Source organism: Paenibacillus sp. FSL M8-0228 (assembly GCF_038007385.1).
Taxonomy (GTDB): Bacteria; Bacillota; Bacilli; order Paenibacillales; family Paenibacillaceae; genus Paenibacillus; species Paenibacillus polymyxa_D.
Map to the genome: position 1 here is coordinate 372,783 of NZ_JBBOXA010000001.1, position 14,972 is coordinate 387,754.

At 47.1% G+C, this 14,972-nt stretch carries 10 protein-coding genes; 5 read left to right on the forward strand and 5 right to left on the reverse strand.

Annotated elements, in window-relative coordinates; genetic code table 11:
* Window positions 1-3 precede the first annotated feature (3 nt).
* Together MKY98_RS01615 and MKY98_RS01620 are read right to left on the reverse strand one after the other, a co-directional pair.
* Window positions 4-1,095, reverse strand: coding sequence for a glycosyltransferase family 2 protein (locus tag MKY98_RS01615; protein WP_069010087.1), 1,092 nt, complete (start codon window positions 1,093-1,095; stop codon window positions 4-6).
* A 17-nt stretch (window positions 1,096-1,112) separates the two neighbouring features.
* Complete coding sequence (locus tag MKY98_RS01620) at window positions 1,113-3,452, reverse strand: glycosyltransferase family 39 protein (protein ID WP_081317504.1); 2,340 nt, start codon at window positions 3,450-3,452, stop codon at window positions 1,113-1,115.
* Between the two features lie 240 nt (window positions 3,453-3,692).
* On the opposite strand from MKY98_RS01620, the gene MKY98_RS01625 reads away from it, so the two are divergent.
* The gene (locus MKY98_RS01625) at window positions 3,693-4,379 is read left to right on the forward strand and encodes a response regulator transcription factor (RefSeq protein WP_029516829.1); all 687 of its coding nucleotides are present in this window, start codon (window positions 3,693-3,695) and stop codon (window positions 4,377-4,379) included.
* Entirely contained in the window at window positions 4,376-5,872 is a 1,497-nt protein-coding gene (locus tag MKY98_RS01630) for a sensor histidine kinase (protein WP_029516828.1), read from the forward strand. The genes MKY98_RS01625 and MKY98_RS01630 overlap by 4 nt, the downstream gene beginning before the upstream one ends.
* An 83-nt stretch (window positions 5,873-5,955) precedes the next feature.
* On the opposite strand, the gene MKY98_RS01635 is transcribed toward MKY98_RS01630, so the two are convergent.
* Entirely contained in the window at window positions 5,956-10,242 is a 4,287-nt protein-coding gene (locus tag MKY98_RS01635) for a S8 family serine peptidase (RefSeq protein WP_069010083.1), read from the reverse strand.
* A gap of 362 nt (window positions 10,243-10,604) precedes the next feature.
* Here MKY98_RS01635 and MKY98_RS01640 point away from each other — a divergent pair, with 362 nt between their 5' ends.
* Window positions 10,605-11,540, forward strand: coding sequence for a manganese-dependent inorganic pyrophosphatase (locus MKY98_RS01640; RefSeq protein ID WP_274386410.1), 936 nt, complete (start codon window positions 10,605-10,607; stop codon window positions 11,538-11,540).
* Window positions 11,541-11,824: 284 nt separating this feature from the next.
* Here the strand turns inward: MKY98_RS01640 and MKY98_RS01645 are convergent, their stop codons facing one another.
* Both MKY98_RS01645 and MKY98_RS01650 read right to left on the reverse strand, forming a co-directional pair.
* Window positions 11,825-12,367 carry a MarR family winged helix-turn-helix transcriptional regulator gene (locus MKY98_RS01645; protein WP_029516824.1) on the reverse strand — a complete coding sequence of 181 codons (543 nt, stop codon included), beginning with the start codon at window positions 12,365-12,367 and terminating at the stop codon, window positions 11,825-11,827.
* Between the two features lie 110 nt (window positions 12,368-12,477).
* Entirely contained in the window at window positions 12,478-13,443 is a 966-nt protein-coding gene (locus MKY98_RS01650; RefSeq protein ID WP_029516823.1) for an ATP-dependent DNA ligase, read from the reverse strand.
* A 313-nt stretch (window positions 13,444-13,756) separates the two neighbouring features.
* Between MKY98_RS01650 and MKY98_RS01655 the strand changes: the two genes are divergently transcribed.
* Window positions 13,757-14,032 (forward strand): GNAT family N-acetyltransferase, encoded by a 276-nt coding sequence (locus tag MKY98_RS01655; protein WP_029516822.1) that lies wholly within the window; start codon window positions 13,757-13,759, stop codon window positions 14,030-14,032.
* A gap of 291 nt (window positions 14,033-14,323) precedes the next feature.
* Window positions 14,324-14,890: a DUF420 domain-containing protein gene (locus MKY98_RS01660; RefSeq protein WP_416145688.1), complete on the forward strand. Its 567-nt coding sequence runs from the start codon at window positions 14,324-14,326 to the stop codon at window positions 14,888-14,890.
* Window positions 14,891-14,972: the final 82 nt, after the last annotated feature.

The following is a 14,972-nucleotide window of genomic DNA, read 5'->3' on the forward strand; positions in this document are numbered from 1 at the left end:
AGTTTAGGCTCCATGACCGGATTTGGGTCCGGTATATACCGCACTGTTGCCGCGCACTGTGCGTCCTGCCGAAATCAGGCTTTCACGGGTTCCTTGCATGTACAGGGACTCGCGTGGTTCAGGGGCCTTCATAGCATGTGTCGGACCGTTTTCATATTGTCCACCCAGATGCTCACGGACAATGTATAGCGGACGTGCTTTGGTTTCATCATAAATCCGTCCAACATATTCACCCATAATACCGAGAATGATGAGGATCACCCCGTCGAAAATCAGGCTGATGCTAATCATAGAAGACCAGCCCTTCATCACATAGGAGTCGGTGAAAAAGTTGAGAAACAGTACGTACATCAGATACAGGAAGCCAGACATGGAGAGAAGTGCACCGATATACCCTGCCAGCTTGAGCGGCTTAATCGAAAAGGATGTGATCCCGTCCAGACTGAGCTTGATCATTCGTTTCAACGGATACTTGGTTTCGCCTGCGAGCCGCTCGTCGCGCTCATATTCTACAGCAGTTTGTTTGAATCCGATCCAGCTGACCAGTCCACGAACGAATCGGTTATTTTCTGGCAGCCGTTTCAATTCTTCTATGACCTTGCGATCCATTAGGCGGAAGTCCCCGGTGTCGACCGGGATATTAATATCCGTTGATGCTTTAAGTACACGGTAGAAGAGGCTGGCAGACCATTTCTTGAAGCGAGTTTCTCCATTGCGTTTGAGCCTTTTGGCGTAAACCACTTCATAGCCTTCCTTCCACTTGTTAGCCATCTCAACAATCAGTTCCGGCGGGTCCTGGAGGTCGGCGTCAATGACGACGACCGCCTCCCCCACCGCATAATCCATCCCGGCGGTAATCGCTAGCTGATGACCAAAGTTGCGAGAGAAATCAATCAATACAATCGTGTCATCTCTGAGACTGAATTCCTTGATCAATTGGACGCTGCGGTCCGAACTTCCATCATTGACGAAGATCAGCTCGTAGGGCTCACCCATTGAGCCCATGACTTGTTTCAGCCTCCGGTAGGTTTCCGTAATAACGGCTTCCTCGTTGTACATCGGAATAACTATGGAATAACGGATGGGTTCACTCATTCGTAGTTCCTCCTCATTTATAATGTGATTTCGTATAAAGTACCGCTTCCGCCACGTTCGTCTCCGCCAGGGCCACCTTGACCATCCTGGGCGTTCGCATTGCTGTTCGTGGTGTCGCTTCCGCTCTCGGTGGCTTTAACGTCTGTACTTGTTTCGTCTGTTGTTGTTTTCCATTCATCTGTAGGGATCAACTTGCCGTGTTCTTTGATCCATGTAGTGACTTCAGAGTTACCGCCGTCCGGTCCGCCGCCTCCACCAGAAATCATGAAGTACTTCACTTGGCCGCTTTCGACCAGTGCCTTAATTTTATCGACGGTATAGACTGGATCGGAAGATACAAAACCGTTCATAATAATTACTTTTTGTCCGGCCTCGACCAGGTAAGGAGCAGCCGTTGAATAATTACTTGCTGCGAAAAGGTAGGTTTCACCTGTGTTATTTTTTTGCAAATAGCTCAACGTTTTTTGATCTAAGCTTTGGCTACCGTTGGGTCCCCCCATTCCTCTGGAACGGGTAGAAGATTTTTGCTCCGTGTCTGTACTTGTTTGTGTGCTTGAAGTATTTCCATCAGGACTGGAATTCTCTGCATTATTGGTCTGGTTATTCGTTTGAGTTCCTTCGGCTTGTTGTCCATTGGCGCTCTGACCTCTATTGCGATCATTGCCACCTGGCATTCCGCCACCACCACCGCCGCCAAATTGAGTGGGTCCGGCTTGTGGAATCATGCTGTTCCCTCCGTAGATGATCGGTGTCAATGCCCAATATGCAGGACCGATAAACATAGCGAGTACACTTGCAATGATGGCGAACCTTGTGAACTTCTCAGATTTCATTCGTGCCACTACCTGCAGCACCGTGCCGATGATCCCTAAGATCAATACCGTGATGGACCAGCCGCTGCCAATGGTATCGTTGTAATTTTGCAAAACAAACCAGCTAAATACCGAGGTTGCCAATACTGCTGCGGGTAACAGCCAGGAGAGCCAGTTGGAACGCTCACGATACTGCTTCCACAATTCTACGAATCCTGCTCCAAAGAGCGCTGCAATTGGTGGCGCGAGCATAATCAGGTAATAATGATGAAAGAATCCTGCTACGCTGAAAAATGCAGCTACGGGAATCAACCAGGTCAGCCAGAAGATGACCTCTTTGTGTTTTTGTGTGATATTACGACGTCGAATGCTTGCAAGCAGGCCGATGGAAGCAATTAATGCAAATGGAAGCAGCCAGCTGGCTTGACCTGACAGGGAGGATTGGAACAACCGTAAAGGTCCTTTTTCGCCAGTACCGAACATGCCGCCACCAGAATTCCCTCCCGGTCCACCGCCTGGACCGCCCTGGCCACCTTGCCCGTCTCCAGGACCACCTTGTCCGTTGCCGCCAAATCCACCCGGTGGCATTTGACCACCTGCACCCATGTTGTTGGCACCTGAGTCATCTGTAGAAGTAGTGCTGTCCAATGATGTGGTCGTCTGAGCCTGATCCGTGTTTGTGTTGCTGCTATTCGTTGCAGCGTTATTGTTCCGATCCGTACGTTCTCCGCCACGATTGCCACCTGTACCCTGATCTCCTGTCAGACGGGACAGGCCGTTATAACCAAAGGCCAAATTCAGCACAGAGTTCGTACCGCTACTCCCCATATAAGGGCGTTCATCTGCCGGAGTAGAGTCCACTACGACTGCCCAAGAGAGTGATACGATCAGGAGGACAACTGCTGATCCTACCAGTGTTGCTGCTTTTCGCTTCCAGTTAAACTTGGAAGCCAGCAGATAGAACAGACCCAGTGCGGGAACGATCATATAGGCTTGTAACATTTTTTCGTTAAAGGCGATGCCTACGACTGCGAAAGCAGCAAGGATCAGCCCGGTTTTGCTATTTCTAAGGCCTCTGAACAATAGCCATGTTGCGAGCAACAGTGTGAAAACCAACATAGCGTCGATGTTATTCGTACGGCTAACCGCTACGGCTATCGGTGTCGTTGCCATGGCGAAGGCGGCCAAACGTGCGGCCATCGTACCGAAGCTCGGTTTGACGAGCAAGTAAACGAGCAAGACCGATCCGACTTGAGCCAGCGCCTGTGGCAAGATAACGCTCCATCCGTGAAGCCCGAATATATAGGCGCTCAGTGTCTGAATCCAGAACACCACAGGGGGTTTGTCTACCGTTACCGATCCGGCAGAATCAAGTGAGGCGAAAAAGAAGTTGTGAAAGCTTTGTAGCATGCTTGCTACGGCCGTCGTGTAGTAGGTGTTTACATATTTGTCTTGCCAGATGTTGTATCCGTTCAAAAATGCGGATATCAGCATAATGATGATCAGGGGGATGTCCGCCCTGGTCTTAAACCATTTCTTAATCATGTTCATTCCACTCCCTGTGAAAGTTTCTTTGTATTTATTCCGATCTTGGCCCGGTGAACTACCGGCTTGCTATTATCATGCCAGACGTACCTTAATGCGTTCTGAGCGCTCCCTGAACGTTAGCTGAAAGCTGAGCAGGGGTGCTTTTTTTGCGACAGGATTCAGGTATATTAGATACAGGTGAAAATGAATCGACTTTTATATGAGAAAAATGCAGCAACATGAAAGGGAAGATGAATAATGAATCCAATACACGGAGTTAAAATTATGCTGGCAGATGATGAGCCTCATATTTTGCAATTTTTAGAGCTTGGACTGATTAATGAAGGATATGAAGTCAGAACCGCCGAGAACGGGAGTCAAGCGCTCGATTTGGCAAAAGAGTTTCGCCCGCATGTAGCGGTGCTGGATGTGATGATGCCGGAAATGAACGGTTTTGAGGTGTGCCAAAGTCTCAAGGAGACGGAGGATAACATCGCGGTCATTATGCTGACTGCCAAGGATGATGTCGACGATCGGGTAAAGGGATTAAAACTCGGCGCGGATGATTATGTTGTAAAACCCTTCAGTTTTAATGAGCTGCTGGCTCGCATTGAAGCGCGCTTGCGCAATCAGTTCCCCGATCTGCTGGGAGAAGTGGTTCACGGCCCCTTTCAAGTGGATGATCGACGGAAGGAAATCCGTTATCAGAGTCAGGTGCTGGAACTGTCGCCTACCGAATATGAACTATTGAAGTTTTTGGTGTTGAATCACGGGATTGTGTTAAGTAAAAGTCGTATTCTGGACCGGGTATGGGGGTACGATTTTGGAGGCGAGGATAATATTGTTGAGGTGTACATTCGCTCCTTGCGTGAAAAACTCAAAGACAAGGAGCACCGGGTCATTCGTACGCTGCGCGGTGTGGGATACCGGGTGGATCTGCTATGAAGGCGGGCGGGAAAAGTCGGAGAAAATATGCACTCCGTTCTCTCCGATCCCAGCTTTTGGCCAGAACGTTACTCATTTTGGCTTTGTTGCTTGTATTGATTGGTTTTCTACAATATTTTCTGATGAAAGATTTTCTGTATCGCAGTCGGGCAGAAGCCATGAATACACAGCTGAATTCAATTCCTGCCGATTTATTGATTAAGGATTCGCAGGAAAAGAGCGGGGCTGGGGTAACCGTTCCTCAAGATGAGTCCAATCGAAGGAGTAATCGACCGGGACCGTTTCTGTTTTGGCCGGATATGTCGCTTGCTTCTATAGGTATAGACGGCACCTTCCAGAGCTTGTCCAATGAAAATGGACTTAAACCGCCGCGTCTCACCACTCAGCAGTATCAAGCAATGCAGCAGAGTAAGCGCATGCGTCACGGCTATCAATTAATCACGGATGCCCAGGGGAAAGAGCAACTGGTTGTATTCCGTCCGCTTGGTCCACCTGACCGTTCTTCCGGTTTACTTCAAATGGGCGTATCCACGACTTCTATGCAAGAGCAGTTGATTAACCAGCTCCGCACCTTTATTTTATTGTCTCTGATTGCACTTGCGATTGGGTTGGCGCTTATGCTTCCGGTGCTGCGCCGCACGTTGGTACCCCTTTCCAGGATGGTTGAGGCAGTCAAACGTATTGATGCCGGCAATCTGGCCGAGCGCTTTGATGCAGAGCAGGGGCAGTATGAGGTGGATCGTTTGGCGGTTTCATTTAACGGAATGCTGGAACGGCTGGAGCATTCTTTTGCAGCCGAACGGGAATTGCAGATGCAGATGAGACGATTTATTGCGGACGCCTCCCATGAACTGCGCACCCCGCTCACGTCTATTCACGGCTTCTTGGAAGTGTTGCTTCGTGGGGCTGCATCCAATCCGAAGCAGCTCCAATCAGCATTAGAAAGTATGTATGGTGAATCCAAGCGGATGAATAAGCTTGTCTCTGACTTGCTATTGTTGGCTAAGCTGGATCGAACACCGGAGTTAAAGCTGGAAGACATACCCCTAGATGCGTTGCTGCTGGAAATGAAACCGCAGCTTCTTATGCTAGCAGGTACACGTAAGGTGGTTTTTGATATGACGGCAGGTATACGGGTATTGGCAGAAGGGGATAAAATCAAGCAGGTCGTGCTCAACCTGTTTCACAATGCGGTTCAGCATACCGATATGGAAAGAGGTGTAATCCAGGTAAACCTGTCTGCAGGTAAGAAGTTGGTGGATATCCAAATTCGTGATAACGGGCCAGGCATGAGTAAAGAACAGCTGGAGCGGATATTTGAGCGTTTTTATCGTGGAGATGAATCGCGTACACGTAGCTCAGGCGGGGCAGGTCTTGGTCTGGCCATTACACAGTCTATCGTGGAAGCACACGGCGGGAGCATTACGGCCGAAAGTATCCCGGGAACGGGAAGTGTATTCAAAGTAACGCTACCTTTAGTGGGAACAGTATAGTATTGCAGATTATGGCGTAACATAAAAATAGCCTCCCGAACCGCAGCTTTGGTTATAACACGGCTCGGGGGGCTTTTTAATTGTTAGTTAATCAGCGAAGCTTTTTGTAAGAGCACATGCAGCACCTTGGCAGATGCCTCACGGGTTGTAGGTGCATTCGGCTGGAAGTAGGAGGAGCCTTTAATCGCTTCCCCGTTGATGATGCCTGCTGCACTTACTTTTTCAATACTGTCCTTGGCGTAGCCTGCAAAGGATGAAGCATCATGGTACGGTGTGCGTGCAGGACCATCGGCTGCTGCTTTGATTTGAAGCAGATCTACAGCTTTACCCAGCACGACAGCAATTTCTTGACGACTGATATTAGCATTCGGATCGAACTTGTCGCTGCTGCGGCCCGTAATCAATCCAGCTTCATAAGCGGCTGCCACATCGCCGGAGTACCAGCTACCTGCCGGGATATCACTGAATGGTCCAGCAGTACCTGGTGTCAGGCCGAGTGCTCGGGTTACCAGGGCTGCAAATTCTGCACGTGTCACGTTTTTCTTCGGTGAGAAAGTCGTGTCGGTCGTGCCGTTAATCAGCAACTTGTTTGCCAGCGATTGAATTTCGGATTGGGCATACGACGATGAGATATCTTCAAAGCTAACGGGACGTGTCGCCGCTGCATACGTCGAGAAGCCCGGACGGCTTACCTTGACGACGGTAGATCCATCAGCCTGCTTGGTGAAGACGGATGGAACGGGATAAACATTTCCGTTTGCCGTATAGAGTACACCGGCTGTATTAGAATCAATTTGACCAGGTACGGTAAAGGATCTGCTAATAAACTGTCCTGGAGCAACTTTGAGCGATTGACTCTTGCCACCAGTGACAATGTTAGCTTCAAACCCTACCGGGGTGCCGATCACATTGGAGCCTTTCAACTTGCCTGTAAATGTACCGCTCGCCTCTGCCTGGCTGCTGATGATCACTTCAATGCCTGCACCAGCAGGAACATTTTTCAGAGCGGATACTGGCAAAGCCAGAGAGGAGCCTGTATTGCTTACAATCAAGCTGCTTCCTGCTGCAGCCTTGCCCAGCGTTACCAGTTGTGTGGAAGTGAGCGATGCTTTCGTCGTTTGGCCTGCTTGGCTAGTAGCCGACAGTACAATAGCTGTCGGGCTGGAACCTGCTGCTGTCACGGCAGCCTGCAAATCTGCATCGGTTACTGTCAGCGACTGTACATTATTGTTCATTGCAACGGCTGTAGTGACAGTTTTAACAGCCTGTCCTTGCTTCACTACGCTTTGAAGTGAAGGAGCAGATGTAGGAACAGGGGGGGATGTGTTCGTTGCAGCAGAAGGTGTAGTATTGCTTCTGCCGCCACCTCCACCACCTCCGCCTCCACCACTACCGCTGGATGCGGCGCTATTATCCACACGAATAGCTTTAGTGGCGGTGAACAGTTTAGGGCCATCGGTATTGCGTTTAACTTCGCCCTTTTCATTCAGTTCAGGAGAACTGACTTCCAGCTTGTACACGCCATCTTTCAAGTGTTGAATAACGGGTTGACCATTAGCATCCAGCACAGGCTTGCCATTGTCATCTAATTCCACGTAACTTCCGTCAATACCCTTAAAGGAATATACGCCTTGTTTGAGGCGAGCGTTAGCTCCTTGTTCTTTGGAAGTCGTTATTCCATCAATCAGACCGATCAATTTATCATCTACGCCGTATACATAAAGCGCGATCTGGTTGGTTTTATCTGTGGTCAGGCGGAAAGCCAAATCTGTTGAGCGCTGAGCACCTGTCCGACTTGGGTAAATAATCGGGTTGGTAACACTCAGGTCCTGTAAGCCAAAGCCTGTCGTTGGATTTTCTTTGCCCACATGAACGACGAACGGCAAATGTAGTGTTGGCAGTCCGGCGCTTTTCAGAATAACTTCCCCTTCATATACACCTGTGGCTGCACCCGAATTTGGTTGCACAGACAGGAAGAACGGTTGCGATTTACCCGGTTCTGCCGAAATTGCTCCATTCGCGCCAACACCTTGCAACTGAACGGCAATGTTGCTCACGTCAGGTGTAGCAATCGGCTTAGTTGGATCAGAGGTTACATTATCATGTAACACGGTGCTGGCTTCATATTGCACAGTGTTAGCCGACAAGTTTTTGAGTTGAAGCTGAATCTGCTTCGCATCACTACCAGGTCGTAACACCCCGAAGCTGGCGGAAGGATTGTAATTCACAACCTCCTGCCGATTAAAGTTTTTGTCGAGAATCGTAATCTTTTCGACGGTTTCCAGCAGGGCTGGCGTCTGAATCGCATTAGCGATGTTTACAAGGCCTGCACCTTGGGAATACACATCATATTGGATTTTATCCTCATCAAAGAGTGTAACCGAAGTGTTTGCCAGAGCAGCGCGGATATCAAACGGTGTCCAGTTCGGATGTTGCTGCTTCAGCAACACGGCAAGTCCAGCCACATGCGGAGATGCCATACTCGTTCCGTTGCTGCGTTTGTAAGCTTGCTCATAGGATGCATCCGGATAGAACTTGGCGAAGGCAGGGTAGGTTGACATGATGCTAACCCCTGGTGCGCTCACGTCCGGCTTGATGCTCAGCAGTTCATCGCCATTGGGTCCGCGGGAGCTAAATCCGGCCATGGTATTACCAGGATTGTCAGTACGATGATACTCTTCTCCAAAAGCAATAAAGAATTTTTGTTTGTGGTTTTGGCTTTCAATGATTTGTCTTGCCAGTGCTCTACCTTCTTTTCCTGTCATGTCAAAGGTAGGGATATAATCTACATTGTCTCCTTGATTCGAATTAATGTAACCATCGTAACCAGGGATAGCTTCACTCAGATTGGCTCGTGTGCTGTCGCCAGATTTCGCTTGACCATTAAAAATAATAATAGCCTTTGCACCATTTTGTTGTGCGTTTGCGATCTTGTCTACGAAGCCCAAGACGCCACGCGATACGATCACAACCTTATCTTTTACATCTTTAGAAGTGAAATCATCTGGATATCCCAAATTGGCATAAACCAATTCCAATGGTTCTGTCCCCATAATAGAAGAAAAATCCTCATGAAAAGTTTGCCAAGCCATCATATTAAAATTGTAATAGGTATCTGATGTAACTGTTAAAGGCTTTTCATCATTACCATAGGTTACAAGATTGACGGATGCTTTATTTGAATAGCTATGGCTCGGGGAAGTGGCTGCACCGACGGAAATCGCCAGCTGGGATGTTGCGGGAGAACCCATGGAATAAAAGTAGGGTCCTTGTTGGGCCGCATTACCATTCGCTATGACCGCGACTACGCCGGAAAGTACAGCATTATTAATAGCAATGGAATCCGGGGAGTTCGGGTCCTTTTCAGAATCCGAGCCCAGCGACAGGTTAATGACGTTCATACCATCTTTGACAGCACGTTCAATACCATCAATGACCTGTGCGGAGGAACCGGAGGAGCGACCCGTCTTGGTATTGCGTCCAAGCACTTTATACACGTATAAGTCCGATTTATAGGCAATACCCTTTTGCACAATATCCGAGGATTTATTGGTGGCTTTACCAGCAATTGTGCCAGAGACGTGAGTACCATGTGTCGTTCCGCTAAAACCTGTGCCGAATGGATCATTCTCCTTTTCGAGGAACGGTTCCTCGTAAGGGTCGTTGTCCTGTTCAAAAGAGTCATATCCGCCTTTGTAGGCTTCTTTCAAGTCCGGATGCTCATAATCGATACCGGTATCAATAACCCCGACCTTGATTCCCGCGCCATTCAATCCTTTGGCCCAGGCTTCAGGAACACCAATCTGGTCCAGCGGTGCGTTATCATAAGTGGCTTCACTGGCTGTAAGTGTTGGCGGGTCCTGTACGGGGATGGAATAATACGTTTTGTTTTCATGAATGGATTTTACGCCTGGCAGTTTAGCCAGTTCTGGAATCTTATTGGCTGGCAGTGTGACCTCCAAGCCGTTAAGCACCGTGTTGTACTGGTAATTCACCTGAAGAGAAATACCATGCTCAGCGGCTTGGTCTACGAACGTAGTTTGCTCAGTGGCAATCGCGGATTCCGCTTTTTGCTCAGATTGAGCTGTAAAAGCTTGGACGCCTGAACGTGCTGCATATTTGTCCACGGCTAAGGGCTCACCATCAAGCTGTACGATGACTCTGACCTGACGGGAAGAATCTGTGCTGAGCTCTGGCGAAATGAAGGCCGGAGCCGCCTCAATAGTCAATGCTTGCTGAGCTTCCAGAAATGAGTTGATTTGCAGATCTGCGCTAGCAGCAGAACTGACAGACGGCAGAGACAAGCTTACCGTCAAGGCAAGAGCGAGTGATACGACAGGTATTTTTTGCAAAATGATCGGCTTTTTCAAAGATTTCCCTCTTTTCAATCAAAATATGATATCTCTACATACTAGGATTTGAAGCCACTGCCGTTATTCTCACGCCTCCCTTAATATCTAAAATAATAGAATTGACCACTGGTGACTAACTTGCCAGTTTTGAGGCATATCTTACCATATTGGTGGGATATATTACTATATGTTTTTTATATTTTTAGAAAAAATAAGGTTAACATTACATGTAGATTCCATGGAAATGTTATGAATTTACTAGATTATTTTTGAAAACAATCGAAGAGGAATGGGAGAATGCGAGATTTAATGATATAATCTGCATTGGAATTGTTGAGGTTTCACAATCATGTAAAATGCCTAAGGCAAAGGAGTCGATTATGTTGGCAAAAACATTGATTTTCGGGCATAAAAATCCGGATACGGATACCATTTGCTCAGCTATTGCTTATGCAGACTTAAAAACCAAACTGGGCGCGGACGTAGAGCCGGTTCGTCTGGGCGAGGTGAACGGGGAAACGCAGTATGCACTGGATTATTTCAAAGTGAGCGCGCCACGTCTGGTTGAGCAGGTTGCTGCTGAAACGGACAACGTCATTCTGGTCGATCATAATGAACGCCAGCAAAGCGCCGCTGATATTGACAAGGTACGTGTAACTGAAGTCATCGACCATCACCGGATCGCTAACTTTGAAACAAGCCAGCCGTTATACTTCCGCGCTGAGCCAGTGGGTTGCACAGCCACCATTTTGAACAAGCTCTACAAGGAAAATGGTGTAGCAATTCCGAAAGATATCGCAGGTCTAATGTTGTCCGCGATTATTTCCGATTCTCTGTTGTTTAAATCCCCAACCTGCACGGATCAAGACGTAGCTGCTGCTCGTGAACTGGCTGAAATTGCTGGTGTGGATGCAGATCGTTACGGATTTGACTTGCTTAAAGCGGGAGCTGACTTGAGTGGTCATACCATTGAACAGTTAGTAAGTCTGGATGCCAAAGAATTTCAGATGAATGGTCGCAAAGTGGAAATTGCTCAAGTGAACGCAGTAGACGTAAACGATGTGTTGTCCCGTCAAGCTGATCTGGAAGCTGCATTGGCCCAAACCATTGAAGCTAAAAATCTTGATCTGTTCTTGTTCGTCGTAACAGACATTGTGAACAGTGATTCCATTGGTATTGCGCTGGGAAGCCAAGCCCAGGCAGTTGAAAAAGCCTATAATGTTCAGTTGGACGACAATAAGGCTGTTCTGAAAGGCGTCGTATCGCGCAAATCGCAAATTGTACCTGTATTGACTGACGCTTTTAACAGTTTGTAATGATAAATAATAAGCCTCCTGAACCCGACTGCATAATGGCAGTGGCAGCAGGAGGCTTATTTTTATTTCTTCAGTTCTGCCAGACGTTCCGATGCGGAACTCAAATGCCAATTTCAACTTCAGCGCTGCCCATCATGAAACCGCTACCATGAAAAATGAAGAATACAGGGAGTGGATGATCCTTTCTTTCCGATGTACTTTGGGAGAATACGAAGGTTTGAAATCGGACGCAGCACCCATTCTGCCAGCAGATATGCGGGCAAGTTTGACGAACAGTTTTTGCCTCAGTCTTCGCACCATTTTTCTCTCTTCTCTCTGGAGTCGGTTAGACGCGAACCTTTGACATCTTCAAACGCAGAACGTACGCGTGACAAATAGGTTTGGAACTGACAGATTTCCGACTCACTAAAGTCTGACATCAGACGTGAAGCCAGCCCTACGAAAAAGGGATCCATCTGTTGAATTTTACTTTTTCCTTTATCGTTCAGGGACACGAACACTCCCCGCTTGTCATTGGGATCGTCATATTTATTAATGAATCCCTCTTGTTCGAGAGAAATAACCATGGAACTGATTGCTGCCCGGCTTACACCCATCTTTTCAGCCAAAGCAGAAGGAGAAGACATTTCATCTCTTTGTGCTGAAAGTACACAAAGCGCGATATATTGCCCGTAGGAGAGACCAAATTCACGTGAACGCTTCTCCATGTTTTTACGTATTTCATAAGTTATGGAAAATAAATCTACCAAAACACCAATTGGTTTATTGCCACCTGGAAAGAGATTATAGGCCAGTTGACGAATTTCGGAGTCCAAAAAAAAGAACATGCGATCCACCTCGATGTAGTTAATTAGTTAACTGTAATTTAATTAACCACTGGTTGCAATGATTTATACAAACTTTGTTCCGCATTTTTTGAAAATATATCTGTAAAACGTCACATCCAGGGGCCGATACACTGATCGAGGTCCTGATTCACAAAGGCTTGTATGGAGGGCTGACGCAGGGTACGTCCTTCTTGCCACCGCCACTCACTATATTGAACCTTGGCGGTATACATGGGTTGCACCCAAAACGCATCTTGATGCCGATCCGGTTTATTGCTAAAGGGTCGTTCCGATATGGTATGTGGTAGCAGGCGCTCGGTAAGCTGACGCCAATCTTCCCGAGTCAGCTTGCCCGTACCCACATGCCCGATATAGCGCAGCATTCCTTGTTTATCATATTGGCCCAGCAACACAGCGTTGATAATGCCTCCGTTCAGGGTATAGCCACCGATAACGGCAATGATATCGCCATAATTTTTGACCTTGAGCCATCGTCCGTCCTTTCCGCCCAATGTGTACGGACTATCCAGCTTTTTACACACAATACCTTCCATTCCTTGGCTGCACATAACCTGAAATAGAGCTTGTCCATCAGGATGAGCGGGAGCCAGTTGAATCCGTTCATTCGGTATGATGATCTGATGCAGCAGTTCAAGCCTTTCCTGTAACGGTTTAAGATGAACCCACTCCCCGTTCAGATAAATAATATCAAACAACATGTAAGTAGCAGGCACAGCTTCATAGGCTGACTGAATTCGATCCGTCCGACGAATCAGATCCCGTCGCATAATTTCATGGAACGATGGTTTACCGTCGGCACCGAGTGCGATCATTTCCCCGTCCAATATGACCGAATCAGCCTTGCAGTAGGAGGGGAAGAGAGCAAGCTCCGGGTATAAAAGCGTTCGTTCGTGCTGTTTGCGGTTGAACAGGCGTGTGCTGCCCTGGTTGTGATACGTCAAAATTCTCGTACCGTCCCATTTTATTTCGTAACGCCAAAGGCCTGTTGCATCTACAGGTACTTTTTCGCTCAGTTCCGGTTCAAACGGGATGACGGGTTTTATTTCTGTACGCAACGCAGCACCTCCCTTGCCTTTATATGAATAAATATAGTGTCGACGATAGATCTTATTTTATGTATCAGGATTTTGCAAAATTTGATTCCAGTCGCTCCGAAGTGCAAGATATAGACGAACTAAACCATTTCGATCTATATCTTGTTCATTGGAAGTCGCTTATGGGATTTTTGCAAAATCCTCGTATGTGATGTTTCTCTGATCCCTAAATAGGGGAATGATAAGAATATCTAGCGTCGGCATGAAGTGATTGCATTAATTCGTTAGCATGAGTTTTACGGGATTTTCTTCAGTCAGAAAGGGGATTGGTCTCATGAGACAAATTCGCGAGGAGGACCATGCAGTAGTCATGGTGGATGATGGACAGGTAGTTGCAGAAGTAGGTTATAAATCCGTAGATGACCACTCATTGGTCATTGACCATACATTTGTATCCGAGCAGTTACGGGGTCAAAAAATTGGCAAGGAGCTCATCGACAGAGTGGTTGAGATGGCAAGAAATCAGCATAAAAAGGTTATCCCTGCTTGCTCGTACGCACTTGCTCTGTTCAAGCGCCATAAAGAATACAGTGACGTGTGGCAGCAATGAATATGGATCATCAAGGCTGCTTAACTGCATAACCGACACAACACCGGAGCGGGTAATCAGACTCTTCCGGTGTTTTTTTGTGTGCATAAAGCTTTTAAAAAGAATGCATTCTACCGTTGATATAGGGAAACAAAGGGCTATCCTCAAATGTTGAAGCACATTTCTTGCCGGATGGCTGTGAAATTGTTCATACTGTTGTCACTTCACAGGCTAACTATGAGTTCTATATAATATATTATGGTTATGACCGCAAAAATAATGAAAACCTGAATTTAAACGAAGGAGACGCTCATGATGAATAAAGCGAGTGAGGACAAGCAGTACGTTCCAACGAGCAATCGTAATTTTACAACCTTGATTATCACCGTTTCCATTATAGCCAACGTGATTATTTTGCTGCTATTCTTTTCGCCGATCGGATACCAGGGGAGTGTCAGTTTTGATCTCACTATTTTCCCAAGGTTGAATGCGATTTTTAACAGCTTCACGTTTATTTTCCTGGTGGCTGCATTGGTTGCTATTTTCAAGAAGAACATCAAGGTGCATAAAACCTTTATTCTGCTGGCCTTTGCCAGTACCGTTTTATTTTTATTTTCCTACCTGACCTTTCACTACATTTCGCCGGAAACTGCAAAATATGGCGGTGTGGGTATCCTTCGTCCGATTTACTTTACATTGTTGATTTCGCATAGCATACTGGCTGCGATTATTGTACCGCTGGCACTGTTCACGGTTGTATGGGGATGGACGATGCAGGTAGCAAAACATCGTAAGATTGCGCGCTGGACGATGCCAATTTGGCTATATGTGAGTTTGACCGGGGTATTGGTGTACGTTTTCATGGCCCCATACTATTAATAGATGTGAACCCTTTGATGGGTTGATTTAGGGAAATGGCGTCTCTGCTGAGGAGGCGTCTTTTTTGTATCCAATAAAAGAA